This window comes from Providencia sp. PROV269 (genome assembly GCF_028477785.1).
GTDB classification, from domain to species: domain Bacteria; phylum Pseudomonadota; class Gammaproteobacteria; order Enterobacterales; family Enterobacteriaceae; genus Providencia; species Providencia rettgeri.
The window spans coordinates 1-24,937 of sequence record NZ_JAMPLV010000024.1 but is presented as its reverse complement, the minus strand read 5'-3'; the positions used below and the strand labels follow the sequence as shown (position 1 = coordinate 24,937).

The window sequence follows — 24,937 nt, the reverse complement described above, 5'->3', positions numbered from 1 at the left end:
CCGTTGTCGCGAGGTGTCGTATATTACGTTTTTTATTTAGAAAGTCAAGAGTTTATTTTCAACTTTTTTCTTTCTCACCTCTGTTATCACTGGGTTACGAAGTTTTCTTCGAACCAGTTTGTCGTGACAACGGATGCGCATTATAGGGAGCCTTCAAAATTACACAACCTTTTTTTTAAAAAAAAACTCCGTTTGCAGATAAAATAGCCATCTTGTGCTTTTTCACTGCATAACGATTATAAAAGAAGCGACTTCATGCCTATAATTCTAACTTTAGCAGCCTACTTGACTCATAAATTCATAATGAATTAGCGAGTTATTTAACTGCCATCCTTTATTTCTTTTTATGGTTATCACTATGAACACACTTTTACGCCCTTATTTAGGTATCTATCCTTCTATTAATGCACGCGTTTTCATTGACCCATCTTCTGTTGTAATTGGAGATGTTCGCATAGCTGATGATGTCAGTATTTGGCCTCTCAGTGTTTTGCGTGGTGATGTTAACTATATCTCTATTGGCGCACGCACCAATATCCAAGATGGCTCAGTACTACATGTCACGCATAAATCTGCCAGTAACCCTGAGGGAAACCCGTTAATTATCGGGGAAGATGTCACCATTGGCCATAAAGTCATGTTACATGGTTGCACTATAGGGAATAGAGTACTGGTTGGAATGGGCTCAATTGTCATTGATGGGGCTATAGTCGAAGATGACGTTATTATCGGAGCTAACAGTTTAGTGACTCAAGGAAAAAGGCTCGAGTCTGGTTACTTATATACAGGGAGCCCAGCAAAAGCCATCCGAAAATTGACTGATGCTGAGTTAGGTCATCTACGTTATTCAGCAAATAACTATGTTGAATGGAAAAATAACTATTTAGCCTCTGATAATACGTAAAGCCCATCTTCGCCATCGAGGCCTTGTTCAATCAAGGCTTCAAACTCTTCTTCGATATCCCATCGATACTGCTGAAATAACCTCAGAGGTGTTTCTTCTTGACCATAGCGTTGAAATAGCAATGACTGAGGGATTGCACATTCGGCAAGTATTCCGCTAATCAACACAGGAAAGCGTACTTGCTTGGATAGCTCATCCCACTCTTCTCTATCCGGAAATTGAATTTGCTGATTCACCCTTTCAATTCCTTATATAAAGCAGATAAAACAGGTGTAATTTCAGGAAGAACGCCATGCCATAGCTTAAAAGAAAATGCAGCTTGTCCTACAAGCATACCTAAGCCATCCGCTATCTTAGTCACTTGGTGTTGAGCCGCAAATTCAAGGAAAGGAGTTAATGACGATTGATAAAACATGTCATAACATGCAACTTGATGATTAAATACATTTGGATCAATTGCAGGAACTTCTCCATTCACACCAGATGAAGTCGCATTGATGATCAGATCAAAATCAGCAGATACGATCTGCGAGATCTCCTTCCCACATATTTTCCCTAGCGCTGAAAATTCGTTAACTAATAATACAACCTTAGAAAAAGTTCTATTTGTTAAAGTGATATCACAGCCATATTCTAAAAGTGGCAATAATGCTCCACGTGTTGCACCACCAGCACCAACTATTAATATTCGGCTACTTGGATGTACAAAATTCAAACGCTGTAAATCTAACAAAAGCCCCATTCCATCTGTGTTGTCTCCCAGCAATCGATGATCATCAAGCTTCATGACCGTATTAACTGCACCACAAGTTTGAGCTCTCGCTGTTAATTCAGAAACAGCATGAAAGGCGCGCTCCTTAAATGGCAATGTAATGTTTGCGCCCTTTCCACCTTGTGAAAAAAACTCTATTAAGCTTTGTTCGAAACCCTCTACTGGTGCTAGGATTTTTTCATATTTCAGTGAAATACCTGTTTGCTCTGCAAACATTTTATGTATAACAGGTGATTTACTGTGTTGAATTGGATTGCCAAAAACCGCAAACATTTCCATCAATATTATCCTTTACGATATAGTTGCCCTGTTTTTGCGTCTCTTATTTCAGAAGGATTTTGGCGGCCACCCACTGTTCCATCAAGGACAGGAACACTTCCTTTAAATTGAGCAATTACTTCTTCTGTTGTTCTACAAGGCTCTAAACCACTTAAATTTGCACTTGTAGACACTAAAGGTTTGCCATAATGACGGCATAAGCTTTTTACTAATTCATGGTCTGTGACTCTCACTGCGATGGTGTCAAACCGGCCAGTCAACCATTTTGGCGTCGTTGTTTTTGCGGGGATAACCCATGTTACTGGCCCTGGCCATGTTGCAAACATCGCTTGTTTCTGATCTTCCGTTAACTGCTCATCATCTATATAGTCTTTTAATTGTTCATAGCTATCAGCAATAAGGATTAATCCTTTTTCCCAAGGGCGTTGCTTCAATTCTAATAACTTATGTACTGCCTTTTCACTATCTGGGTCACAGCCTAAACCAAATACGGCTTCTGTTGGGTAGGCAATAACCTCCTCGTGTTGTAATGAATTTATGATACTTTCAATTGCAGGTGTAGATATATTTGACATAGTTTTAACTCATTATTCTTCTTGTTGCTTACCGCAGCGTTTGCTGGCACAAAATAATCTTACTCCCTGTCCCCCCCTTTTTTCCATAAGTAATGGATATTCACAATACTTACATTTACCAGTAATAGGCTTATTATTTAATATAAACTGACAGTTAGGATAATTATCACAAGCATAAAAAGTCTTACCGAAACGCGATTTTCTCTGTAATAAATTCCCTGTTTGGCATTGCGGGCAAGAAATTTTAGTTTCATCCGGCTTATCAATTAGCTCAATATGTTCACATTCAGGATAATTACTACAACCAATAAACATGCCAAATCGGCCTTGCTTCAGCACTAAGTCATGGCTACATTTAGGACAATGTTGACCACTTAATACTTTAATAATATGACTTTCTACTGTAGGCCTTAACGGCCTCATATAATGACATTGTGGATAACTTGAACAACCCAAAAAAGGCCCATGTGAACTATTGCGGATAACAAGCAAGGAATCGCATTCTGGACAATGTTCATTTTTCTCTGTATCGAAGGGCAGTTGTTTAGACATGTTTTTCTCTACTGTTGCTTTTAACTAAGTGACTCTGGTATACCCACCAGCCCCCGAGCTAACTACTCCATTGATTTCCATCTCAGTTAATATGGTAATTATTTGAGTAACAGGAATTTGGGTCTGTTCTGCAATGACATCTACTGGTGTCGCTTGGTACCCCACCATACCTAAAATTTTATTTTCTACCACACTAAACTCAAGTGATACCTTTTCTATAGGCAATTCTGTTTGTATCCAATTTAACCCATCACCAATATGTTGCAATACATCTTCAGGTTCAGCTAATAGATAAGCTCCTTGCTGCAATAGCCAATGGTTACCATGGAATGCAGAATTACCCAATGGAGCAGGCAATGTAAATAAGTCACGGTTTTGCTCTAATGCATATCTAGCAGTTATTAATGATCCACTTTTCATTCCAGCTTCAATGACAACAACTGCTTTACTTAACCCACTAATAATACGGTTTCTCTTGGGAAATTGCTTAGGTAATGGTGGTACATCCGGCCAATATTCTGAAATCAACGCACCATAATTTTTAATCTTTTCAGCTAATTCAGCATGTTGACGCGGGTAAATATTTGCTAATCCGCTACCTAAAACCGCAATTGTTTCACCTCTATTATCTAGAGCTGCTTTATGGCTTATACCGTCGATACCTAATGCAAGCCCACTAGTGATGGTTATACCATGGTGAACAAAGCTCTTTACAAACAGGTTAGTCCATATTCTGCCATATTCACTTGCTCTACGACTGCCAACTATAGCAATTTGTGGCGCTACCAATAATTCACTTTTTCCCTCAACAAATAATAAAAGAGGAGGACTGTAGATTTGCTTTAATAAAAAAGGGTAATGGGAATCACAGTAAGTAATCATTTGATGATGTTTATCTGAAAGCCATGCTTGTACTTTTTCTAGCCGGTGCATAGAGACATTCATAAATTGTAATTGCTGTATTTCATTCAAACCATGATGGTGTAAAGCCTGATAGCTAATTTTATTTAGTTGTTTTAGCTCATTAATTATTCTTACTGCATTCAGGGGCAATAGCCTTTTAACTTGAGACATCCTTAACCAAATTTCTTGGGTATCCATTATTGTCATCCTGACTCATTAACAAATAGGTTCTTCAGTGAACAAATCATAACCAATACTGTCAATATGAAAGAGAAATGTCTAGAATAGTCATTAATTCCCATTCACATTTTGGAAACCGCTCGAAAAATTTATGTCAGTCTTAAACGTATTACATTATCCAGACGAACGCTTACGCACAATTGCTAAGCCAGTAGACAAAGTTGATGCTTCTATACAGCGTATCGTTGATGATATGTTCGATACCATGTATGAAGAAGAAGGTATTGGCCTTGCAGCAACTCAAGTCGATATCCACCAGCGAATCATCGTCATTGATGTGTCCGAAACTCGTGATGAGCGCTTAGTTCTTATTAACCCTGAATTGTTAGATAAATCTGGGGAAACAGGTATCGAAGAAGGTTGCTTGTCTATTCCGGAACAACATGGCTTCGTCCCTCGTGCTGAGCAGGTAAAAGTTCGTGCACTAAATTATAACGGCGAGTCTTTTGAACTAGAGGCTGATGGTTTATTAGCTATCTGTATCCAACATGAAATGGACCACCTTGTTGGTAAGCTATTTGTTGACTATTTATCGCCTTTAAAACGTCAGCGCATCCGCCAGAAAGTTGAAAAACTAGACAGACTAAGAGCAAAAGAAGCCAAGAATAGCTAGTTCGCTAAATATAAATAGGGAAATTAACGTGTCAGAGCCATTGAAAATTATTTTTGCAGGTACACCAGATTTTGCGGCCAAACACTTAGCTGCTCTCTTAGGTACCAGGCACCAAATCGTAGGCGTTCTCACTCGCCATGATAAACCTGCGGGGAGAGGTAAAAAGTTAACACCAAGCCCTGTCAAGGTTCTCGCTGAAGAAAACCAACTCCCTGTTTTTCAACCAATATCTCTTAGAGATAGCGAAAACCAGCAGTGGATAAAAGACCAAAATGCGGACTTAATGATAGTTGTTGCTTATGGATTGATTTTACCGCAAGCCGTTCTTGATATTCCTCGCTTAGGTTGCTTGAATGTTCACGGCTCTTTGTTACCTCGCTGGAGAGGAGCAGCACCAATTCAACGTTCTATTTGGGCTGGTGATACTGAAACGGGTGTGACTATTATGCAAATGGACGCAGGTTTAGATACTGGAGACATGCTTTACAAAGCAATTTGTCCAATTAGCGCTAGTGATACGAGCGCCTCGTTATATGATAAATTAGCAATAACAGGCCCTGAAGCATTAATTCATACTGTTGAGATGTTATCCGCAGGTCAATGCGTTGGTGAGAAACAAGACGATTCATTAGCAAATTATGCTGAAAAATTATCGAAAGAGGAAGCTCGCATTAATTGGCAAGATGATGCTGTACATATTGAGCGTTGTATTCGTGCTTTCAATCCTTGGCCAATGAGTTATTTCATGGTTGAAGAGCAACTCATTAAAGTTTGGCAAGCTGAAGTATTCACCGACGAACATGACAAGCAACCAGGAACAATTATTAGCGCTGATAAAAAAGGTATATGTATCGCCACAGGAAATGGCATACTAAATATTACTCAGCTACAACCGCCTGGCAAAAAAGCAATGAGTGCACAAGATATCCTAAACTCTCGTCGCGAATGGTTTACTCCAGAGCAAATTCTAGCATAACGAACTTGTAAACTGCCTGATACCTTCAGGCAGTTTTATTTCAGTCACTAATATATTCATCTTCACCATATGAAAAACACATATAATTTGCGTAGTATCGCGGCAACAGCAATTAATCAAGTCCTTGATAACGGACAATCACTAAGCACTGTATTGCCTGACTTACAACGCAATATCAATGATAAAGATAAAGCTTTATTACAAGAAATTTGCTTTGGCGTTTTACGTTATTTACCTAAGCTTGAATGGTTTATTAGTCAGCTAATGGAAAAACCATTAACTGGTAAACAAAGAACCCTGCATTACTTAATTATGGTAGGTATCTATCAGCTACTTTATACTCGCATTCCGCCTCATGCTGCATTAGCAGAAACAGTAAATGGAGCAGTAGCACTGAAAAAACCCCAATTAAAAGGGCTTATTAATGGCGTGTTGCGTTCATTTCAACGCCAACAAGTACAATTAGAAGAAAGAATTACTAACAACACTAGCCAATATTTACATCCAAGCTGGTTATTAAAACGCCTACAAACAGCCTATCCAGATGATTGGCAATCTATTATTGAAGCAAATAACCAACGCCCACCTATGTGGTTAAGAGTAAATTCTCAGCATCACACAGCTACACAATATCTTAATTTATTAGAGCAATCTGAGATAACCGCACATTTGCACTCTTCACATCCAAATGCTATCCGCTTAGATGAACCTACAGCTGTTTCTCGTCTTCCGGGCTTTGAAGATGGTTGGTCAACAGTACAAGATGTTTCAGCTCAAGGCTGTGCTGAATTACTAGAACCTCAAAATGGGGAAAATATTTTAGATTTATGTGCAGCACCAGGTGGAAAAACAACCCATATTTTAGAGTTAGCCCCTAAGGCTAATGTTATTGCTGTAGACATAGATGAATCACGCCTTAAAAGAGTGAAAGAAAATTTAATTCGTCTAAAGCAACATGCTGTTGTTATACAAGGAGACGGAACACAGCCTGAAACATGGGCTCAAGGTCAGCAATTTGATCGTATTTTGCTTGATGCTCCTTGTTCCGCAACAGGCGTTATTCGACGTCATCCTGATATTAAATGGCTACGTCGTGATTCAGACATAAATGAATTAGCGCAACTACAATCTCAAATTCTCGAAGCTATCTGGCCTTATTTAAAACCAGGCGGCACACTGGTCTATGCGACTTGTTCAATTATGCCCGAAGAAAACGGAAAACAAATACACAATTTCCTATCTAAACATAATGATGCCTGTCTAAATGACGGAACTGATGCTGGATTACAAATATTACCCAGTACTAATGGCGGTGATGGTTTCTTTTATGCACGCTTAGTCAAAAAAGTGTAGGAAATGGTAGCCAGCTCTCTGATATAGGAATATGTAATGAAGATCATTATTCTAGGTGCTGGGCAAGTTGGCGGCACGCTTGCTGAAAATTTAGTTGATGAGAACAATGATATTACCGTCGTCGATACCGATGCTGATCGCTTACGTCAATTACAGGATCAATTCGATCTGCGAGTGGTAAATGGCCATGGTTCTCATCCCCGGGTACTTCGAGATGCAGGTGCAGAAGATGCAGATATGTTAGTAGCAGTGACCAATTCCGATGAAACTAACATGATTGCTTGCCAGATTGCCTATAGCCTATTTAATACCCCAAATAAAATAGCGCGTATCAGGGCAACTGAATATATCCGTGAAGCCGACAAATTGTTCCTGCCTGAACAAATCCCGATTGACTACTTAATATCGCCAGAACAATTAGTTATCGATTATATCTATAAATTAATTCAATACCCTGGTGCTCTTCAAGTTGTAAACTTTGCAGAAGGCAAAGTCAGTATTGTTGCTGTAAAAGCCTATTACGGCGGTTCCCTCGTGGGTAATGCATTATCGAGTTTACGCGAACATATGCCACATATTGATACTCGCGTTGTCGCTATTTTCCGCCAAGATAGGCCTATCCGGCCTCAAGGCTCAACAATCATTGAAGCGGGAGACGAAGTTTTTTTTGTTGCTTCTACACAACATATCCGAGCTGTAATGAGTGAGCTGCAAAGGTTAGAAAAGCCATACAAACGTTTGATGATAGTTGGTGGTGGCAACGTTGGAGCTGGTCTAGCAAGACGACTAGAAAAAGATTACAGCGTGAAACTTATTGAACGCAACCAGAAGCGTGCAACAGAACTTGCTGAGCTACTGCATGATACAATTGTGTTTTATGGAGATGCATCTGACCAAGAGTTACTCACTGAAGAGCACATTGAGCAAATGGATGTTTTTATTGCCCTAACAAATGATGATGAAGCTAATATTATGTCTGCTATGTTAGCTAAAAAAATGGGGGCTAAAAAAGCAATGGTACTTATACAACGCTCTGCATACGTTGAACTTGTTCAAGGTGGGGTCATTGACATTGCAATTTCACCTCAACAAGCAACTATTTCCGCTTTACTAAGCCATGTCAGAAAAGCAGATATCGTCAATGTATCATCTTTAAGAAGAGGTGTTGCGGAAGCTATTGAGGCAATTGCACACGGTGATGAAAATACGTCAAAAGTTGTTGGTAAAAAAATATCTGAAATTAAACTTCCTCCAGGAACTATTATTGGTGCGATTGTCCGAGAAGAAGAAGTCATTATAGCTAGTGATTACCATATTATTGAACAAGGTGACCATGTCATTATGTTTATTACAGATAAAAAGTATGTACCTGAAGTTGAAAAATTATTTCAACCGAGTCCATTCTTCTTATAAAAATAAAAATAGTAAATATTTGCAGCTTAATAATTCTAGCGACTATAATTTGTTAACCTAATACATGTTTTGTTTCAATTGAGTTATTTATTAAGGGGTCGTCTAATGAGCTTTTTAAAAGATTTCCGCGAATTTGCCATGAAAGGTAATGTAGTGGATATGGCAGTCGGTATTATTATTGGTGCCGCATTTGGTAAAATTGTATCTTCATTAGTTGCTGATGTCATCATGCCTCCGCTAGGGTTACTAATCGGTGGTGTTGATTTCAAATCATTTAGCATCGTACTGAAAGAAGCACAAGGTGATTTACCCGCAGTTGTACTAAATTATGGAATGTTTATACAAACTGTTTTTGACTTTGTTATTGTTGCCTTTGCTATCTTTATGGCAATTAAAGTTATGAATAAAGTTCGCCGCGAAAAAGAAGCAGCACCAGCAGAGCCTGCACCACCGTCTAAAGAAGAAGTTCTATTATCAGAAATTCGTGATCTTTTGAAAGAACAAAATAAAAAATAACTAAAAGGCCAGTGGTAATACGTCAATAAACCTATTACCACTGGCCTCCCAGTTAACTGAATTCTTATTTTTTCCTTTTCTTGTGTAACTACCTTTCCCTTTTTTATTTTTTTCAACTCTTTGACGAAATAGTGGATCATGGAGTAATGCTTCAATCGCATTATCTTTAATCTCACCACGTTTATGTTGATATTTACTCATGATATACCTTCATATAGTTAGCTGATTATATAATTAATAAACTTTAGATGCGCCTTTTTCTAATATTTCCATAATAGAGCAATACGTTGTCGCATGTTCTTCACCACAACATGCTGAACTTAACATCTTCAACGAATCGCGCATAATAATAAGCTCTTGTATCTTTTTTTCAACTTCAAGTAATCTAAGATCTACAATCTGTTTAGATTCCTGACAAGTATGATGTTCAGGATCAACTCGTATTGAAAGTAACTCAGTAATAGCTTCTAAAGTAAAGCCTAACTGTTTTGCATAACGAATAAAACGCAAACGCTGCAAGTCATGCTCAGTAAATAACCTATACCCACCTTCAGTTCTTTCTTTGTGTTCCATCAAACCTTGTTTTTCATAAAAACGAATTGTATCAGGCGTCACATCTGCAAGCCTAGCAATTTCACCTATCTTATACATGCTCATAACACTTACCTGTAAATATGGGTTAATCACAAAAAATTCAAGGGAACAAACCTATTAGGAAGACAAGAATAGCAGGTACAAAAAAACCGGGCAAATATACCCGGTTTTCTTGAAAGCGACGACAGATTACTCTGCAGCTGCTTCTTGAGACTCAACAGCACGGTCAACAAGCTCGATGTAAGCCATCGGAGCGTTGTCACCTGTACGGTAGCCACACTTAAGAATACGAGTGTAACCACCTGCACGAGCTGCGAAACGAGGTCCCAGTTCATTAAATAATTTTGCAACGATCTCGTTATCACGAGTACGTGCGAATGCCAGACGACGATTAGCTACGCTGTCGGTCTTGGCAAGAGTAATCAGCGGCTCAACGACGCGACGCAGTTCTTTCGCTTTAGGCAGAGTCGTCTTGATGATTTCATGACGAACTAAAGAACCTGCCATGTTACGGAACATAGCTTGGCGGTGGCTGCTGTTGCGGTTCAATTGACGACCACTCTTACGATGGCGCATGACCTTATCCTTCTCAGTAAAACCTTAACCTGTGATCTTAATCATCAGCAATACTTGCTGGTGGCCAATTTTCTAAGCGCATGCCCAGAGAAAGACCACGAGATGCCAAGACGTCCTTAATTTCAGTAAGAGATTTCTTACCAAGATTCGGAGTTTTAAGCAACTCAACTTCTGTACGCTGTACCAGATCACCGATGTAGTGGATAGCTTCTGCTTTGAGGCAGTTAGCAGAGCGGACAGTCAATTCCAGATCGTCAACTGGGCGCAATAAGATAGGATCGAATTCTGGTTTTTCTTCTTTAACTTCAGGCTGACGTACATCACGTAAGTCAACAAAAGCTTCAAGTTGTTCAGCCAGAATGGTTGCCGCACGGCGAATCGCCTCTTCAGGATCGATTGTACCGTTAGTTTCCATTTCAATAACTAACTTATCCAAGTCTGTACGTTGCTCAACACGAGCTGCTTCAACATTGTAGGCTATACGCTCTACTGGGCTGTAGCAAGCATCGACTAACAAACGACCGATTGGGCGCTCATCTTCTTCCGAATGAACTCGGGCAGAAGCCGGCACATAACCACGACCACGCTGTACTTTAATTCGCATATTAATAGATGCGCTTTCGTCAGTCAGGTGGCAGATGACGTGCTGTGGCTTGACGATTTCGACATCACCATCATGGATGATGTCGGCTGCAGTCACAGGGCCAATGCCAGATTTATTCAAGGTTAAAATAACTTCATCTTTCCCCTGAACTTTTACCGCCAGCCCTTTCAGGTTGAGGAGAATCTCCAGGATATCTTCCTGTACACCTTCTTTGGTGCTGTACTCATGCAGTACACCATCAATTTCAACCTCTGTCACCGCACAACCCGGCATAGACGAAAGCAGAATACGGCGCAGTGCGTTACCAAGAGTATGGCCAAAGCCACGCTCTAAAGGCTCAAGGGTCACCTTAGCGTGCGTCGAACTCACTTGCTCGATATCTACCAGGCGCGGTTTTAGAAACTCTGTCACAGAACCCTGCATTGTGTCCTCTCTTTGGTGCTAAGCTTTACTTGGAGTAAAGCTCGACGATCAGGTGTTCGTTAATGTCCGCAGACAAGTCAGTACGTTCAGGAATACGTTTGAACACACCTTCCATTTTAGCAGCATCAACTTCCAGCCAAGTTGGCTTCTCACGCTGTTCAGCCAGCTCTAAAGCAGCCTTAATACGAGACTGTTTTTTAGCTTTCTCACGAACGCTGATAACGTCATTCGGGGAAACCTGATAAGAAGCGATATTAACTACGCGACCATTTACCATGATAGCTTTGTGGCTAACCATTTGACGTGCTTCTGCGCGAGTTGCGCCAAAGCCCATACGGTAAACGACGTTATCAAGACGACCTTCAAGCAAAGTCAGCAGGTTTTCACCTGTGTTGCCTTTCAGACGTGTTGCTTCTTTGTAATAGTTACGGAATTGACGTTCCAGAACACCGAACATACGACGAACTTTTTGTTTTTCACGTAACTGGACACCATAGTCAGACAGACGCGGTTTACGCGCACCGTGCTGGCCTGGAGCCTGTTCTAATTTACACTTGGTGTCAATCGCGCGAACACCAGACTTCAGAAAGAGGTCTGTTCCTTCGCGACGGCTCAGCTTGAGCTTAGGACCCAAATATCTAGCCATTTTCTTTCTCCAACAGTCCTAAAAAAAACGAAACGTATTTAAACGCGACGTTTTTTCGGTGGGCGACAACCGTTATGAGGGATAGGAGTCACATCAGTAATATTAGTGATGCGGAAACCAGCGGCGTTCAGAGCACGAATTGTTGATTCGCGACCCGGACCCGGTCCCTTAACCATAACTTCCAGGTTTTTGATTCCGTATTCTTTCACAGCTTCTGCGCAACGCTCTGCTGCAACCTGAGCTGCGAACGGAGTAGATTTGCGAGAACCACGGAAACCGGAACCACCGGCAGTTGCCCAACCTAATGCGTTACCTTGACGGTCAGTAATAGTAACGATTGTGTTGTTGAAAGAAGCATGGATATGAGCCACACCGTCTGAGACTTGTTTTCTTACACGCTTACGTGCACGAATTGGTGCTTTTGCCATTATTCAATACCCCGACTTATTTCTTGATCGGCTTACGCGGACCCTTACGGGTACGAGCGTTAGTCTTAGTACGCTGTCCGCGCACAGGAAGACCACGACGATGACGTAAACCACGGTAACATCCAAGGTCCATCAGACGCTTGATGCTCAGGGTAATTTCACGACGTAAGTCACCTTCTACAACGTATTTAGCAACTTCGTCACGCAGCTTGTCGATTTGTTCTTCAGACAGCTCACTGATCTTAACATTTTCAGCAATACCTGTTGCTTCACAGATAGCCTGTGAGCGGGTCTTACCGATACCGAAAATCGATGTTAAAGCGATTACAGTATGTTTATGATCAGGAATGTTAATGCCTGCTATACGGGCCACTATGCACTCCTAAGTTAAAATATACATTACTGTGCTGAAAAGCCCGTTTTCAGGATACTCAAACAATAATGTATCTTAGATAAAAAAGATTGGCTGGCTAATTTAGCCAGCTCAACCCAACTTTGCAAGAAAAAAATGCTTTTTCTTAACCTTGACGTTGTTTATGTCTTGGTTCAACACTACAAATTACACGAACGCTACCATTGCGACGGATAATTTTGCAGTTACGGCATAATTTCTTGACGGAAGCACGAACTTTCATTTTTACTCTCCGTAACTTCTAAGCAAACCATAATCACACTAAGTGATTACTTACCTTTCAGGTTTGCTTTCTTCAATGCAGACTCATACTGACTTGACATCATTAGAGTTTGCACTTGAGCCATAAAGTCCATGATAACGACAACCACGATTAAGAGGGAAGTACCACCAAAGTAAAAAGGTACTTTCATTGCGTCACGCATGAACTCCGGGATTAGGCAGATGAAGGTAATATATAATGCGCCAACTAATGTTAAACGAGTCATTACCTTATCAATGTACTTGGCCGTTTGCTCTCCCGGACGAATTCCTGGTACAAATGCACCGGACTTCTTCAGGTTATCTGCTGTTTCTCTTGGGTTGAAAACCAACGCCGTATAGAAGAAACAGAAGAAGATGATCGCAGATGCATAAAGTAACACATATAACGGTTGACCAGGCTGCAAATACATAGAAATTGTAGTCAGCCAGTCCCAGCCAGTTCCATCACCAAACCAAGAAGCTATTGTACCCGGGAATAGTATGATACTGGAAGCAAAAATTGCAGGAATTACACCCGCCATATTCACTTTTAACGGTAAATGCGTACTTTGTGCTGCATAAACACGGCGCCCTTGCTGACGTTTAGCGTAATTAACGACAATACGACGTTGACCACGTTCCATAAACACAACAAAGAAAGTAACCGCGAATACTAACACCGCAACCAACAGCAACAGGAGGAAGTGCAGATCGCCTTGCCGAGCTTGCTCGATGGTATGGCCAATAGCCGGCGGTAACCCCGCAACAATACCAGCGAAGATAATGATAGAAATACCGTTACCGATACCTCTTTCAGTTATCTGCTCACCTAACCACATTAGGAACATAGTCCCTGTGACTAAGCTAACAACTGCCGTAAAGTAGAACGGGAGGCCTGGATCAATGACTAACCCTTGCATCCCTGGCATATTCGGTAGACCCATTGCAATACCAATAGATTGGAATATTGCTAATACCAGAGTACCCCAGCGAGTATATTGGCTTATCTTCCGACGACCTGCTTCTCCTTCCTTCTTGATCTCTGCTAATCGTGGATTAACCACTGATAATAATTGGATAATGATCGATGCCGAAATATACGGCATGATACCCAAAGCAAAGATAGAAGCACGGCTAAGAGCACCACCAGAGAACATGTTAAACATTTCAATGATGGTGCCTTGTTGCTGTTCGAGCAATTTGGCAAGCACAGTGGCATCAATACCAGGGATTGGAATAAAAGAACCAATTCGGAAAACAATTAGCGCACCAATTACAAACAAAAGTCTGCGTTTAAGTTCACCAGCTCCACCCTTGGCACTTTGAAAATCTAATCCTGGTTGTTTAGCCATCTGTCACTTATTCCTCAATTTTACCGCCGGCAGCTTCGATTGCAGCGCGAGCACCTTTAGTAACACGAAGGCCACGTACAGTAACTGCACGGTTCACTTCGCCAGACAGAATAACCTTAGCATATTCAATCTGGATGCCAACAACGTTCGCGGCTTTCAGTGCGTTCAGATCAATAACATCGCCTTCAACAGCAGCAAAATCAGACAGACGAATCTCTGCAGTGATCATTGCTTTACGTGAAGTGAAGCCGAATTTCGGCAAACGACGGTATAAAGGCATCTGGCCACCTTCGAAACCACGACGTACGCCACCGCCAGAACGAGATTTCTGACCTTTGTGACCACGGCCGCCGGTTTTACCCAGACCAGAACCGATACCACGACCTACGCGTTTAGGCGCGTGCTTGGCACCTTCAGCCGGAGACAGAGTATTTAAACGCATCTCTTACTCCTCAACTTTAACCATGTAGGAAACCAAGTTGACCATACCACGTACAGCAGGAGTATCCTCGCGCTCTACTGTATGACCAATGCGACGCAGACCTAAACCGACCAGTGTTGCCTTATGCTTAGGCAGACGACCGATTGAACTGCGAACTTGTGTAATTTTAATAGTCTTAGCCATAGCCGATTACCCCAGAATTTCTTCGACGGATTTTCCACGCTTAGCTGCGACCATTTCTGGAGACTTCATGCTGTCTAAAGCATCCAGTGTTGCACGAACCACGTTGATTGGGTTTGTGGAACCATAGGTTTTAGCCAGTACGTTGCGAACTCCAGCTACTTCTAAAACAGCACGCATTGCACCGCCAGCAATGATACCGGTACCTTCGTGAGCAGGTTGCATAAACACACGAGAACCAGTGTGTGTACCTTTCACAGGGTGGAACAATGTGCCGTTGTTTAGAGCAACGGTTTTCATACTGCGACGGGCTTTTTCCATCGCTTTCTGGATTGCTGCCGGAACTTCGCGCGCTTTGCCGTAGCCAAAACCAACGCGACCGTTACCATCACCAACTACAGTCAGTGCGGTAAAGCTGAAAATACGGCCACCTTTAACGGTTTTTGCTACGCGGTTTACCGCGATCAGCTTTTCCTGCAGTTCGCCAGCTTGTTTCTCGATGTGAGCCATCTTACACCTCTACCTTAGAACTGAAGGCCAGCTTCACGGGCAGCATCTGCCAGTGCCTGGACTCTACCATGATATTGGAAACCAGAACGGTCAAAAGCAACAACAGTGATGCCTTTTTCCAGTGCGCGTTCAGCAACTAATTTACCAACAATTGCTGCTGCGTCTTTGTTTCCAGTAAACTTAACTTGTTCATTGATAGCTTTTTCTGTAGTAGAAGCTGCAACCAATGTTTCAGAACCGTTTGGTGCGATAACCTGCGCATAAATATGGCGTGGAGTACGATGTACCACCAGGCGAGTCGCACCCAATTCTTGGATCTTACGGCGTGCGCGGGTCGCACGACGGATACGAGCTGCTTTCTTATCCATAGTGTTACCTTACTTCTTCTTAGCCTCTTTGGTACGCACGATTTCATCGGCGTAACGAACACCTTTACCTTTGTAAGGTTCAGGACGACGGTAAGCACGCAGTTCTGCTGCAACTTGACCAATCACTTGCTTATCCGCACCTTTCAGTACGATTTCAGTTTGTGTTGGGCATTCAGCAGTAATGCCTGCTGGCAGTGCGTGTTCAACCGGATGCGAGAAACCTAAAGACAAGCTTACAGCATTGCCTTTGATTGCTGCACGGTAACCAACACCGACCAGTTGAAGCTTTTTAGTGAAGCCTTCGGTAACACCAACAACCATTGCATTACACAGTGAACGAGTAGTACCCGCTTGTGCCCATGCATCATCAAAACCTTCGCGTGGTGCGAAAGTCAGTTGATTGTCTTCGCTTTTAACTTCAACTGCATTATGGATAGTACGAGTAAGCTCGCCGTTTTTACCCTTAATCGAAATAACCTGACCGTTGAGTTTTACCTCTACGCCGGCAGGAATGACGACGGGTGCTTTTGCCACACGAGACATTCTTTCCTCCCGAATTAAGCTACGTAGCAGAGAATCTCGCCACCAAGACCAGCTTGGCGAGCTGCACGATCAGTCATGACACCTTTAGAGGTAGAAACAACAGCGATACCTAAACCAGCCATAACTTGTGGCAGCTCATCTTTTTTCTTATAGATGCGCAGACTTGGGCGGCTTACACGCTGAATGCTTTCTACAACAGCCTTACCTTGGAAATAACGTAAAGTCAGTTCCAGTTCTGGCTTGATGTCGCCTTCAATTTTAAAATCTTCAATATAACCTTCTTCCTTCAGCACTTTGGCAATTGCCACTTTCAGCTTGGAGGAAGGCATGGTGACCGCAACTTTGTTCGCGGCCTGACCGTTACGGATACGGGTCAGCATATCCGCGATGGGATCTTGCATGCTCATCTGTCTTTACTCCCGTGATTCAAATGGAATTACCAACTTGCCTTTTTAAGGCCCGGGATTTCACCGCGCATAGCGGCTTCACGGACTTTAATACGGCTCAGACCAAACTTCCGCAGGAAACCGTGCGGACGCCCTGTTTGACGGCAGCGATTACGCTGACGAGAAGGACTTGAATCACGTGGCAGTGTTTGCAGCTTGAGAACAGCGTCCCAGCGATCTTCATCAGATGCTTTAACATCAGAGATGATAGCTTTCAGTTCTACGCGTTTTGCGAAGAATTTCTCAGCTAATTTAGCACGTTTAACATCACGCGCTTTCATAGATTTCTTAGCCATGAGTACCCTGCCTTACTTGCGGAACGGGAAGTTGAACGCTGCTAACAGTGCGCGACCTTCGTCATCTGATTTCGCAGTAGTGGTGATAGTAATATCTAAACCACGTACGCGATCCACTTTATCGTAATCGATTTCAGGGAAGATGATTTGTTCACGAACACCCATGCTGTAGTTACCGCGACCATCGAAAGACTTAGCGGACAAGCCACGGAAGTCACGAATACGTGGTACAGCAATAGAAATCAGACGCTCAAGGAACTCCCACATGCGTTCGCCACGCAGGGTTACTTTACAGCCGATTGGATAGCCCTGACGGATTTTGAAGCCTGCAACAGATTTGCGTGCTTTGGTGATCAAAGGTTTTTGACCTGAGATCGCTGTTAAATCAGCTGCTGCGTTATCCAGCAGTTTTTTATCAGCAATCGCTTCACCAACACCCATATTCAGGGTGATCTTCTCGACCCGAGGGACTTGCATGACAGAAGTGTAGCTAAACTCAGTCATGAGTTTATTAACTACTTCGTCTTTATAGTAATCATGCAGTTTCGCCATCGTATACTCCAAAAATTACTTGATAGTTTCACTGTTAGATTTGAAGAAACGGACTTTTTTGCCGTCTTCGAATCTAAAGCCTACACGGTCAGCCTTACCAGTTGCCGCGTTAAAGATTGCAACGTTAGAAACTTGAATAGCCGCTTCTTTTTCAACGATGCCACCTGGTTGGTTCAGAGCCGGTACAGGCTTCTGATGTTTTTTAACCAGATTGATACCTTCAACGATAACTTTACTAGAAGAAATAACCTGCTTTACTTTACCGCGCTTACCTTTGTCTTTCCCAGTTAGCACGATAACTTCGTCATCACGACGGATTTTCGCTGCCATAGTTTCGCTCCTTAGAGTACTTCAGGTGCCAGAGAGATAATTTTCATAAACTTCTCATTACGAAGTTCACGAGTTACCGGCCCAAAAATACGCGTACCGATTACTTGCTCGCTGTTATTATTTAATAACACACAAGCATTACCATCGAAGCGAATGACAGAACCGTCAGGGCGACGTACACCCTTCTTGGTGCGCACCACTACCGCTTTCAGGACATCACCCTTTTTAACTTTACCGCGTGGAATTGCTTCTTTAACAGTAATTTTAATGATGTCGCCTACATGTGCATAGCGACGGTGCGAGCCACCTAGAACCTTGATACACATTACGCGACGTGCACCGGAGTTGTCGGCCACGTTCAGCATAGTCTGTTCTTGGATCATTTTAGTGCTCCGCTAAATGTCAACTACTACTGAGCCACCTCATTATGAAGAGGCCGTTCAAATATACCCATACTACGAGGGCGCGGCATTATAACACCACATCATCGTGTTGGACAGAAAAAAATAAACGGCTCAATCAAAAAGAGCCGTTTATTCATCAAGAAAAGTTATTCTATTACAGAACAGCTTTTTCTACAACGCGAACTAAGGCCCAAGACTTAGTCTTAGACAGTGGACGAGTTTGGCGGATTTCTACCACGTCACCGATTCCACATTCATTGTTCTCGTCATGTACGTGCAATTTAGTCGTACGACGGATGAATTTACCATACAGAGGGTGTTTCACCATACGCTCGATAGCAACAACAATAGATTTCTCCATTTTATCGCTAACTACACGACCTTGCAGAGTACGGATTTTATCGCTCATTACGCACCTGCCTTCTCAGTCAGTAAAGTCTTCACACGTGCGATATCGCGACGCACTTGTTTCAACAGATGAGACTGTTGCAGCTGACCACTTGCAGCCTGCATACGTAAATTAAATTGTTCACGTAACAGGTTCAAAAGTTCAGCATTCAGCTCTTCAACGCTTTTTTCGCGCAGCTCTTGTGCTTTCATTACATCACCGTCTTAGTTACAAAGGTGGTTTTGATAGGCAGTTTCGCTGCTGCCAGAGAGAATGCCTCACGAGCCAGCTCTTCAGGCACACCGTCCATTTCGTACAGTACTTTACCAGGCTGGATTAAGGCAACCCAATATTCTACGTTACCTTTACCTTTACCCATACGAACTTCGAGTGGTTTCTCAGTGATTGGTTTGTCTGGGAACACACGGATCCAGATTTTACCTTGACGCTTAATAGCACGGGTCATAGCACGACGTGCCGCTTCGATCTGACGTGCAGTCAGACGACCACGGCCAACAGCTTTAAGACCGAAAGTGCCGAAGCTAACATCCGTACCTTGCGCTAGACCACGGTTGCGGCCTTTGTGCACCTTACGGAATTTTGTACGCTTTGGTTGTAACATCAGCGACTCTCCTTACTTGCGGCCTTTACGCTGCTGCTTTTTAGGTTGAGCAGCTGGTTTCTCAGCTTGTTCAACAGCAGCCATACCACCCAGAATCTCACCTTTGAAGATCCATACCTTAACGCCGAGAACACCGTAAGTGGTGTGCGCTTCTGAAGTGTTGTAATCGATATCAGCACGTAATGTGTGCAGTGGCACACGGCCTTCACGATACCACTCGGTACGAGCGATTTCAGCACCGCCTAAACGGCCACTGACTTCAACTTTAATACCTTTAGCGCCCAGACGCATTGCGTTCTGTACTGCACGCTTCATAGCACGACGGAACATAACACGACGTTCCAGCTGTGAAGAAATGCTGTCAGCAACTAATTTAGCGTCTAGTTCTGGTTTACGAACTTCGGCGATATTGATTTGCGCAGGAACACCAGCGATATCCGCTACTGTTTTACGCAGTTTTTCAACGTCTTCACCTTTCTTACCGATAACGATACCCGGGCGAGCAGTGTGAATAGTCACACGGATGCTTTTCGCAGGACGTTCGATAACGATGCGAGAGATTGACGCTTTTGCCAATTCTTTATTCAAGTACTGGCGTACTTTAAAATCGCTGTCTAGGTTGTCAGCGAATTCATTGGTGTTCGCATACCAAGTAGAGTTCCAAGGTTTGACAATACCCAGGCGAATACCATTAGGATGTACTTTCTGACCCATTGCTAGTCTCCAGAGTCTCAGCGATCGGACACAACCACAGTAATGTGGCTGGTGCGCTTAAGAATACGATCTGCACGGCCTTTCGCACGCGGCATGATGCGTTTCATGGTTGGACCTTCGTCTACGAAAATTTTCGCAACTTTCAGGTCATCAATGTCAGCGCCATCGTTTTGCTCTGCGTTAGCAATTGCAGATTCAAGTACTTTCTTCACTAAACCAGCAGCTTTCTTGTTGGTGTAGGTCAGAATTTCCAGAGCTTGCGACACTTTCTTACCGCGAATCAGGTCGGCAACTAAGCGAACCTTCTGGGCAGAAGAACGAGCGTGGCGATGCATAGCTAAAGTTTCCATCTCTTCCTCCTATCCTTAACGTTTCTTAGCTTTCTTATCTGCCGCGTGGCCGCGATAAGTGCGAGTCGGTGCGAATTCACCCAGTTTGTGACCAACCATTTCGTCGGTTACGAAAACTGGAACATGCTGACGACCATTATGGACAGCGATGGTCAATCCGATCATATTAGGAAAGATCGTTGAACGACGGGACCAAGTCTTAAGAGGCTTCTTGTCTCCGCTTTCCACCGCTTTCTCTACCTTCTTCAGCAAGTGCAGGTCAATAAAAGGACCTTTCTTGAGAGAACGTGGCATGGTTTATCCTCTAATTATTTTTTAGAACGATGACGTACGATGAATTGATCAGTACGCTTGTTGCTACGAGTTTTCTTACCTTTGGTTTGAACGCCCCATGGTGTTACTGGGTGTTTACCAAAGTTACGGCCTTCACCACCACCATGTGGATGGTCAACTGGGTTCATCGCAGTACCGCGAACGGTAGGACGAATACCACGCCAGCGGCTAGCACCAGCTTTACCGAGAACACGTAACATATGTTCAGCGTTACCAACTTCACCAAGAGTTGCACGGCAATCAGCTAAAACTTTACGCATTTCACCAGAACGTAAACGTAATGAGACATAAGCGCCATCACGAGCAACGATTTGAGCGTAAGTACCTGCTGAACGCGCTAACTGTCCACCTTTACCTGGTTTCAGTTCGATATTATGAACTGTAGAACCAACAGGGATATTGCGCATCGGCAGTGCATTACCAGCTTTGATTGCTGAATCAACACCAGATTGAATCTGGTCACCAGCTTTCAAGCCTTTTGGTGCAAGAATATAACGACGTTCACCGTCTTTATATAGAACCAGTGCAATGTTCGCAGAACGATTTGGATCATATTCCAAACGCTCAACAACTGCAGGAATACCATCTTTGTTGCGTTTAAAGTCAACTAAACGATAATGCTGCTTATGGCCACCACCGATGTGACGGGTAGTGATACGGCCATTGTTGTTACGACCACCGGATTTGCTGTTTTTTTCTAACAGCGGAGCATAAGGCTTACCCTTATGCAGCTCAGGGTTAACCACTTTAACTACGTGGCGACGGCCCGGAGACGTAGGTTTACATTTAACAACTGCCATTGTTCTTTACTCCTCCGACTTACTCAGCACCGCTAATGAAGTCCAAATTTTGGCCTTCTTTCAGCGTGACGTAAGCTTTTTTCCAGTCGCTACGACGACCGAAACGCTGACCGTGGCGTTTAGTTTTGCCTTTAACCAGCAAAGTGTTAACACCTTCAACTTCGACTTCAAACAGTTTCTGTACAGCAGCTTTGATTTCTGCTTTAGTCGCGTCTTTCGCAACTTTGAGAACGATGGTATTGCTTTTTTCCATCGCTGTAGAAGCTTTTTCAGATACATGCGGCGCGCGCAGTACTTTCAGCAGACGTTCTTCACGGATCATGCCAGCATCTCCTCAACTTGCTTCACAGCATCAGCAGTCATAACCACTTTGTCGAAGGCGATCAGGCTAACTGGGTCAATACCTGCTGCATCACGAACGTCAACCTTATACAGGTTACGTGCTGCTAAAAACAGATTTTCATCTAATTCAGCAGTGATGATCAGAACATCTTCCAGAGCCATATCTTTCAGTTTCTGTGCCAGCAACTTAGTTTTAGGTGCTTCAACAGAGAACTTCTCGACAACGATCAGACGATCTTGACGTACCAACTCAGAGAGGATGCTTTTTAAAGCACCACGGTACATCTTCTTATTAACTTTTTGACTGTGGTCCTGTGGTTTAGCTGCGAAGCTAACACCACCAGAGCGCCAAATTGGGCTCTTTACTGAACCAGAACGTGCACGGCCAGTACCTTTTTGACGCCATGGTTTTTTACCTGAACCAGAAACTTCAGCACGAGTTTTCTGAGCACGAGTACCTTGACGAGCACCAGCTGCATACGCAACAACTACTTGGTGAACAAGCGCTTCATTGAAATCACGCCCGAAGGTAGTTTCGGAAACAGTCAGCGCGCTTTGCGCGTCTTTCATTACCAATTCCATTCCTATCTCCTCGACGTTAAGCCTTGACAGCCGGTTTTACGATCAGGTTGCTACCAGTTGCTCCTGGAACAGCACCTTTGACCAGCAGCAGGTTGCGCTCAGCGTCAACACGTACTACATCTAAGCTTTGAACAGTTACACGTTCATTACCCAGTTGGCCTGCCATTTTCTTGCCTTTAAACACTTTGCCCGGAGTCTGGTTTTGACCGATAGAACCCGGAACACGGTGAGACAAGGAGTTACCGTGAGTAGCATCTTGAGTACGGAAATTCCAGCGCTTAACTGTGCCGGCAAAACCTTTACCTTTAGATGTACCAGTAACGTCGACTTTTTTAACGTCAGCGAAAATTTCAACGCTAATGCTTTGACCTACTGTGTATTCTGCACTGTCTTCAATACGGAATTCACGTAGGATACGGCCAGCTTCGACGCCAGCTTTAGCGAAATGACCTGCTTCAGGCTTAGTTACACGGTTAGCTTTTTTGCTCCCGGTAGTAACCTGAATTGCATTATAACCGTCAGTTTCTGCAGTTTTAACCTGAGTAACACGGTTATTTTCAATTTCGATAACAGTTACAGGTATAGAAACGCCATCTTCAGTGAAGATACGAGTCATACCGACTTTCTTACCGACTAAACCTTTCATTGTTTCAACCTCTCAATCGTTCGACGACCTGATTAACCCAGGCTGATCTGCACGTCAACGCCGGCAGCCAGGTCCAGACGCATCAGAGCATCAACGGTCTTTTCGGTTGGCTCAACGATGTCAACCAGACGCTTGTGAGTGCGAATTTCGTACTGATCACGCGCATCTTTGTTAACGTGCGGAGAAATCAGAACGGTAAAACGCTCTTTACGTGTCGGCAGCGGGATAGGACCACGAACTTGCGCACCAGTGCGCTTAGCAGTCTCTACGATTTCCGCAGTTGATTGATCGATTAAACGATGATCAAAAGCTTTCAGGCGGATACGGATTCTTTGGTTCTGCATGAGACCAGAGCTCCAACTATTTTATAAACGTAAATGATTACTCCTCGTACCCATTTCGATTGATGGGAGAGTGTAATCGTTCTTGATGTAACTTCCAAATCGGAAGTATTGTCTAAATGAGCAACAAATCGTTGACTCAATACTGAGATTTCAGTCCTAAAATATAGGGCTTACTCATCAGTAAGCCCGCGCATTATACGTAAATTATAGGGAAACACAAGTAATCGAGGAAAATATGTGCATTTTTTTTGAAGAGACTCATCAAAAAGCCTCTCAGACTTAGGAAGTGAAGTGACTGAGAGGCTTTTAATACAAGTTTACTTAGCAAATAGCTATGTAAATACTAAATTACTCTTCTCTAACTTGCGCTTGAAGATAGTTTTGAATTCCTAAGCGAGTAATTAGTTCTAATTGCGTTTCTATCCAATCAATATGGTTTTCTTCATCTGCTAAGATTTCAATCATCAGGTCTCGACTAACGTAGTCATGAACCGAATCTGCGTATTTAATAGCTTCTTTTAGGTTTTTCGCCCCATCGATTTCAAGCTGCAAATCTGACTTCAGCATTTCTTCAACATCTTCGCCAATATTTAACTTACCAAGATCTTGTAGGTTAGGAATACCTTCGAGAAAAAGAATTCGCTCTATATATTTGTCCGCGTGCTTCATTTCATCAATTGATTCGTGATATTCCATCTCATTGAGGCGTGTAAGTCCCCAATTTTTAAACATACGAGCATGCAAAAAATATTGGTTGATTGCAACTAACTCATTGCCCAGTAGTTTATTTAGGTGGGCTATCATTTTTTTATCACCTTTCATTGCTACCCTCCATCGCTTCCAGTCTTTTAAGTGTAGTACTGAAATTGATGTTAGTGTAATTTTTACGCAATGTATTTAAACCAAAAGTGCTAAATTTGGTGGGAATAATTTGAATGGTATAAGATACTATGCAACCTCAGCGGCACACGCATCCTCAAAAATCATTTGCTCTTCATATAAAATCGCCTTTGTCTGCCTAATGCATTTCCCGCATTCTAAGCCTACAGGCAAAATTTGTCGTAGCCCTTTCAGTGAGGTTACTTGATACTTTCTTGCAGCATTTCTGATTTGTTTATCAGTAATCGCTTCACAAAGACAAATGTACATGGTGCTTACCTGTATAAATCACATACAGATAGTTTAAATAAAAATGATTTGCATTTCAATTATCATTCAAAATGATTTACAAAGATCATTTGTTACAAATAAGTTTGTTACACGAACAATTTAAATCAAAAGAATAGATTACGGACAAGATAAGTAATTTTGTTTATGACAACAAAAAAGGGCACCTAATAAGGTGCCCTTTTTAAAACTAAATGAAGCTAT

The 24,937-nt window shown here is 42.6% G+C and carries 43 protein-coding genes; 6 read left to right on the top strand and 37 right to left on the bottom strand.

Annotation, left to right across the window (positions count from 1 at the left end; translation table 11 throughout):
* Nucleotides 1-358: 358 nt before the first annotated feature.
* Complete coding sequence (locus PR683_RS20235; RefSeq protein ID WP_004907188.1) at nt 359-904, top strand: gamma carbonic anhydrase family protein; 546 nt, start codon at nt 359-361, stop codon at nt 902-904.
* Here PR683_RS20235 and PR683_RS20230 read toward each other — a convergent pair.
* Genes PR683_RS20230 through dprA form a run of 5 tightly spaced genes read right to left on the bottom strand, consistent with a single transcriptional unit; the run spans nt 880 to nt 4,183 of the window.
* The gene (locus PR683_RS20230; RefSeq protein WP_109913265.1) at nt 880-1,140 is read right to left on the bottom strand and encodes a DUF1488 domain-containing protein; all 261 of its coding nucleotides are present in this window, start codon (nt 1,138-1,140) and stop codon (nt 880-882) included. The genes PR683_RS20235 and PR683_RS20230 overlap by 25 nt on opposite strands.
* Complete coding sequence (aroE, locus tag PR683_RS20225; RefSeq protein ID WP_109913264.1) at nt 1,137-1,955, bottom strand: shikimate dehydrogenase; 819 nt, start codon at nt 1,953-1,955, stop codon at nt 1,137-1,139. Before aroE ends, PR683_RS20230 begins: the two co-directional genes overlap by 4 nt.
* 5 nt (nt 1,956-1,960) lie before the next feature.
* Nucleotides 1,961-2,530, bottom strand: coding sequence for an L-threonylcarbamoyladenylate synthase type 1 TsaC (tsaC, locus tag PR683_RS20220; RefSeq protein ID WP_004907178.1), 570 nt, complete (start codon nt 2,528-2,530; stop codon nt 1,961-1,963).
* 12 nt (nt 2,531-2,542) lie between these two features.
* Nucleotides 2,543-3,082: a DNA topoisomerase family protein gene (locus PR683_RS20215; RefSeq protein WP_004907176.1), complete on the bottom strand. Its 540-nt coding sequence runs from the start codon at nt 3,080-3,082 to the stop codon at nt 2,543-2,545.
* Between the two features lie 24 nt (nt 3,083-3,106).
* Nucleotides 3,107-4,183, bottom strand: a complete 1,077-nt coding sequence (gene dprA / locus PR683_RS20210) for a DNA-processing protein DprA (RefSeq protein ID WP_004907174.1) — start codon at nt 4,181-4,183, stop codon at nt 3,107-3,109.
* A gap of 133 nt (nt 4,184-4,316) precedes the next feature.
* Between dprA and def the strand changes: the two genes are divergently transcribed.
* The 5 genes from def (at nt 4,317) to mscL (ending at nt 9,096) form a co-directional block, all read left to right on the top strand.
* Nucleotides 4,317-4,838, top strand: coding sequence for a peptide deformylase (gene def / locus PR683_RS20205; protein ID WP_004907170.1), 522 nt, complete (start codon nt 4,317-4,319; stop codon nt 4,836-4,838).
* Nucleotides 4,839-4,866: 28 nt separating this feature from the next.
* Nucleotides 4,867-5,814, top strand: a complete 948-nt coding sequence (gene fmt, locus PR683_RS20200) for a methionyl-tRNA formyltransferase (protein ID WP_004907167.1) — start codon at nt 4,867-4,869, stop codon at nt 5,812-5,814.
* 69 nt (nt 5,815-5,883) lie between these two features.
* Nucleotides 5,884-7,167: a 16S rRNA (cytosine(967)-C(5))-methyltransferase RsmB gene (gene rsmB / locus PR683_RS20195; RefSeq protein WP_110731566.1), complete on the top strand. Its 1,284-nt coding sequence runs from the start codon at nt 5,884-5,886 to the stop codon at nt 7,165-7,167.
* Between the two features lie 36 nt (nt 7,168-7,203).
* Nucleotides 7,204-8,580, top strand: coding sequence for a Trk system potassium transporter TrkA (gene trkA, locus PR683_RS20190; RefSeq protein ID WP_004265502.1), 1,377 nt, complete (start codon nt 7,204-7,206; stop codon nt 8,578-8,580).
* 105 nt (nt 8,581-8,685) lie between these two features.
* Nucleotides 8,686-9,096, top strand: coding sequence for a large-conductance mechanosensitive channel protein MscL (mscL, locus tag PR683_RS20185; protein ID WP_004907161.1), 411 nt, complete (start codon nt 8,686-8,688; stop codon nt 9,094-9,096).
* On the opposite strand, the gene PR683_RS20180 is transcribed toward mscL, so the two are convergent.
* The 32 genes from PR683_RS20180 to bfd form a co-directional block, all read right to left on the bottom strand.
* The gene (locus tag PR683_RS20180; protein WP_164529260.1) at nt 9,097-9,297 is read right to left on the bottom strand and encodes an alternative ribosome-rescue factor A; all 201 of its coding nucleotides are present in this window, start codon (nt 9,295-9,297) and stop codon (nt 9,097-9,099) included.
* Nucleotides 9,298-9,330: 33 nt separating this feature from the next.
* Nucleotides 9,331-9,747: a Zn(2+)-responsive transcriptional regulator gene (gene zntR / locus PR683_RS20175; protein ID WP_004907154.1), complete on the bottom strand. Its 417-nt coding sequence runs from the start codon at nt 9,745-9,747 to the stop codon at nt 9,331-9,333.
* 132 nt (nt 9,748-9,879) lie between these two features.
* Nucleotides 9,880-10,266: a 50S ribosomal protein L17 gene (gene rplQ, locus PR683_RS20170; RefSeq protein ID WP_004907152.1), complete on the bottom strand. Its 387-nt coding sequence runs from the start codon at nt 10,264-10,266 to the stop codon at nt 9,880-9,882.
* A gap of 37 nt (nt 10,267-10,303) precedes the next feature.
* Nucleotides 10,304-11,293, bottom strand: coding sequence for a DNA-directed RNA polymerase subunit alpha (locus PR683_RS20165; RefSeq protein WP_004907150.1), 990 nt, complete (start codon nt 11,291-11,293; stop codon nt 10,304-10,306).
* A 25-nt stretch (nt 11,294-11,318) separates the two neighbouring features.
* Nucleotides 11,319-11,939 (bottom strand): 30S ribosomal protein S4, encoded by a 621-nt coding sequence (rpsD, locus tag PR683_RS20160; protein WP_004907147.1) that lies wholly within the window; start codon nt 11,937-11,939, stop codon nt 11,319-11,321.
* A 38-nt stretch (nt 11,940-11,977) separates the two neighbouring features.
* Nucleotides 11,978-12,367, bottom strand: coding sequence for a 30S ribosomal protein S11 (rpsK, locus tag PR683_RS20155; RefSeq protein WP_002919257.1), 390 nt, complete (start codon nt 12,365-12,367; stop codon nt 11,978-11,980).
* Between the two features lie 16 nt (nt 12,368-12,383).
* The gene (gene rpsM / locus PR683_RS20150; RefSeq protein WP_004907144.1) at nt 12,384-12,740 is read right to left on the bottom strand and encodes a 30S ribosomal protein S13; all 357 of its coding nucleotides are present in this window, start codon (nt 12,738-12,740) and stop codon (nt 12,384-12,386) included.
* Between the two features lie 145 nt (nt 12,741-12,885).
* Nucleotides 12,886-13,002 (bottom strand): 50S ribosomal protein L36, encoded by a 117-nt coding sequence (rpmJ, locus tag PR683_RS20145; protein WP_004265484.1) that lies wholly within the window; start codon nt 13,000-13,002, stop codon nt 12,886-12,888.
* A gap of 46 nt (nt 13,003-13,048) precedes the next feature.
* Entirely contained in the window at nt 13,049-14,374 is a 1,326-nt protein-coding gene (secY, locus tag PR683_RS20140; protein ID WP_004265481.1) for a preprotein translocase subunit SecY, read from the bottom strand.
* A gap of 7 nt (nt 14,375-14,381) precedes the next feature.
* On the bottom strand, nt 14,382-14,816 hold the full coding sequence (gene rplO / locus PR683_RS20135; protein WP_004265478.1) for a 50S ribosomal protein L15: 435 nt from the start codon (nt 14,814-14,816) through the stop codon (nt 14,382-14,384).
* Nucleotides 14,817-14,819: 3 nt separating this feature from the next.
* Nucleotides 14,820-14,999 carry a 50S ribosomal protein L30 gene (gene rpmD, locus PR683_RS20130; protein ID WP_004265475.1) on the bottom strand — a complete coding sequence of 60 codons (180 nt, stop codon included), beginning with the start codon at nt 14,997-14,999 and terminating at the stop codon, nt 14,820-14,822.
* Nucleotides 15,000-15,005: 6 nt separating this feature from the next.
* Nucleotides 15,006-15,506, bottom strand: coding sequence for a 30S ribosomal protein S5 (rpsE, locus tag PR683_RS20125; protein WP_004265471.1), 501 nt, complete (start codon nt 15,504-15,506; stop codon nt 15,006-15,008).
* Between the two features lie 14 nt (nt 15,507-15,520).
* Nucleotides 15,521-15,874, bottom strand: a complete 354-nt coding sequence (rplR, locus tag PR683_RS20120) for a 50S ribosomal protein L18 (RefSeq protein WP_004907138.1) — start codon at nt 15,872-15,874, stop codon at nt 15,521-15,523.
* A gap of 9 nt (nt 15,875-15,883) precedes the next feature.
* A complete protein-coding gene (gene rplF / locus PR683_RS20115) occupies nt 15,884-16,417 on the bottom strand; it encodes a 50S ribosomal protein L6 (protein ID WP_004265464.1) in 534 nt (177 codons plus the stop codon).
* A 14-nt stretch (nt 16,418-16,431) separates the two neighbouring features.
* A complete protein-coding gene (gene rpsH, locus PR683_RS20110; RefSeq protein ID WP_004907134.1) occupies nt 16,432-16,824 on the bottom strand; it encodes a 30S ribosomal protein S8 in 393 nt (130 codons plus the stop codon).
* A gap of 29 nt (nt 16,825-16,853) precedes the next feature.
* Nucleotides 16,854-17,159, bottom strand: a complete 306-nt coding sequence (gene rpsN, locus PR683_RS20105) for a 30S ribosomal protein S14 (protein WP_004265458.1) — start codon at nt 17,157-17,159, stop codon at nt 16,854-16,856.
* Between the two features lie 12 nt (nt 17,160-17,171).
* On the bottom strand, nt 17,172-17,711 hold the full coding sequence (gene rplE / locus PR683_RS20100; protein ID WP_004265455.1) for a 50S ribosomal protein L5: 540 nt from the start codon (nt 17,709-17,711) through the stop codon (nt 17,172-17,174).
* Nucleotides 17,712-17,726: 15 nt separating this feature from the next.
* Complete coding sequence (gene rplX, locus PR683_RS20095; protein WP_004265452.1) at nt 17,727-18,041, bottom strand: 50S ribosomal protein L24; 315 nt, start codon at nt 18,039-18,041, stop codon at nt 17,727-17,729.
* A gap of 11 nt (nt 18,042-18,052) precedes the next feature.
* The gene (gene rplN / locus PR683_RS20090) at nt 18,053-18,424 is read right to left on the bottom strand and encodes a 50S ribosomal protein L14 (protein WP_004265449.1); all 372 of its coding nucleotides are present in this window, start codon (nt 18,422-18,424) and stop codon (nt 18,053-18,055) included.
* A gap of 175 nt (nt 18,425-18,599) precedes the next feature.
* On the bottom strand, nt 18,600-18,854 hold the full coding sequence (rpsQ, locus tag PR683_RS20085) for a 30S ribosomal protein S17 (RefSeq protein WP_004265446.1): 255 nt from the start codon (nt 18,852-18,854) through the stop codon (nt 18,600-18,602).
* On the bottom strand, nt 18,854-19,045 hold the full coding sequence (gene rpmC / locus PR683_RS20080; protein WP_004265442.1) for a 50S ribosomal protein L29: 192 nt from the start codon (nt 19,043-19,045) through the stop codon (nt 18,854-18,856). The genes rpsQ and rpmC overlap by 1 nt, the downstream gene beginning before the upstream one ends.
* Nucleotides 19,045-19,455, bottom strand: coding sequence for a 50S ribosomal protein L16 (gene rplP / locus PR683_RS20075; RefSeq protein ID WP_004265436.1), 411 nt, complete (start codon nt 19,453-19,455; stop codon nt 19,045-19,047). Before rplP ends, rpmC begins: the two co-directional genes overlap by 1 nt.
* A gap of 12 nt (nt 19,456-19,467) precedes the next feature.
* Nucleotides 19,468-20,169 carry a 30S ribosomal protein S3 gene (gene rpsC, locus PR683_RS20070; protein ID WP_004907131.1) on the bottom strand — a complete coding sequence of 234 codons (702 nt, stop codon included), beginning with the start codon at nt 20,167-20,169 and terminating at the stop codon, nt 19,468-19,470.
* Between the two features lie 17 nt (nt 20,170-20,186).
* Nucleotides 20,187-20,519: a 50S ribosomal protein L22 gene (gene rplV, locus PR683_RS20065; RefSeq protein WP_004265430.1), complete on the bottom strand. Its 333-nt coding sequence runs from the start codon at nt 20,517-20,519 to the stop codon at nt 20,187-20,189.
* Nucleotides 20,520-20,534: 15 nt separating this feature from the next.
* The gene (gene rpsS / locus PR683_RS20060) at nt 20,535-20,813 is read right to left on the bottom strand and encodes a 30S ribosomal protein S19 (RefSeq protein WP_004265426.1); all 279 of its coding nucleotides are present in this window, start codon (nt 20,811-20,813) and stop codon (nt 20,535-20,537) included.
* Nucleotides 20,814-20,827: 14 nt separating this feature from the next.
* On the bottom strand, nt 20,828-21,652 hold the full coding sequence (gene rplB, locus PR683_RS20055) for a 50S ribosomal protein L2 (protein WP_004907128.1): 825 nt from the start codon (nt 21,650-21,652) through the stop codon (nt 20,828-20,830).
* 19 nt (nt 21,653-21,671) lie between these two features.
* Nucleotides 21,672-21,974, bottom strand: a complete 303-nt coding sequence (rplW, locus tag PR683_RS20050; RefSeq protein WP_004265420.1) for a 50S ribosomal protein L23 — start codon at nt 21,972-21,974, stop codon at nt 21,672-21,674.
* Nucleotides 21,971-22,576, bottom strand: a complete 606-nt coding sequence (gene rplD / locus PR683_RS20045) for a 50S ribosomal protein L4 (RefSeq protein ID WP_004265418.1) — start codon at nt 22,574-22,576, stop codon at nt 21,971-21,973. The genes rplW and rplD overlap by 4 nt, the downstream gene beginning before the upstream one ends.
* Nucleotides 22,577-22,592: 16 nt before the next feature.
* Complete coding sequence (gene rplC, locus PR683_RS20040) at nt 22,593-23,222, bottom strand: 50S ribosomal protein L3 (RefSeq protein ID WP_004265414.1); 630 nt, start codon at nt 23,220-23,222, stop codon at nt 22,593-22,595.
* A 32-nt stretch (nt 23,223-23,254) separates the two neighbouring features.
* Nucleotides 23,255-23,566 (bottom strand): 30S ribosomal protein S10, encoded by a 312-nt coding sequence (gene rpsJ / locus PR683_RS20035; protein WP_001181005.1) that lies wholly within the window; start codon nt 23,564-23,566, stop codon nt 23,255-23,257.
* Nucleotides 23,567-23,914: 348 nt separating this feature from the next.
* The gene (gene bfr, locus PR683_RS20030) at nt 23,915-24,388 is read right to left on the bottom strand and encodes a bacterioferritin (RefSeq protein ID WP_004907125.1); all 474 of its coding nucleotides are present in this window, start codon (nt 24,386-24,388) and stop codon (nt 23,915-23,917) included.
* A 126-nt stretch (nt 24,389-24,514) separates the two neighbouring features.
* Nucleotides 24,515-24,715: a bacterioferritin-associated ferredoxin gene (gene bfd, locus PR683_RS20025; RefSeq protein WP_004907122.1), complete on the bottom strand. Its 201-nt coding sequence runs from the start codon at nt 24,713-24,715 to the stop codon at nt 24,515-24,517.
* Nucleotides 24,716-24,937 lie beyond the last annotated feature (222 nt).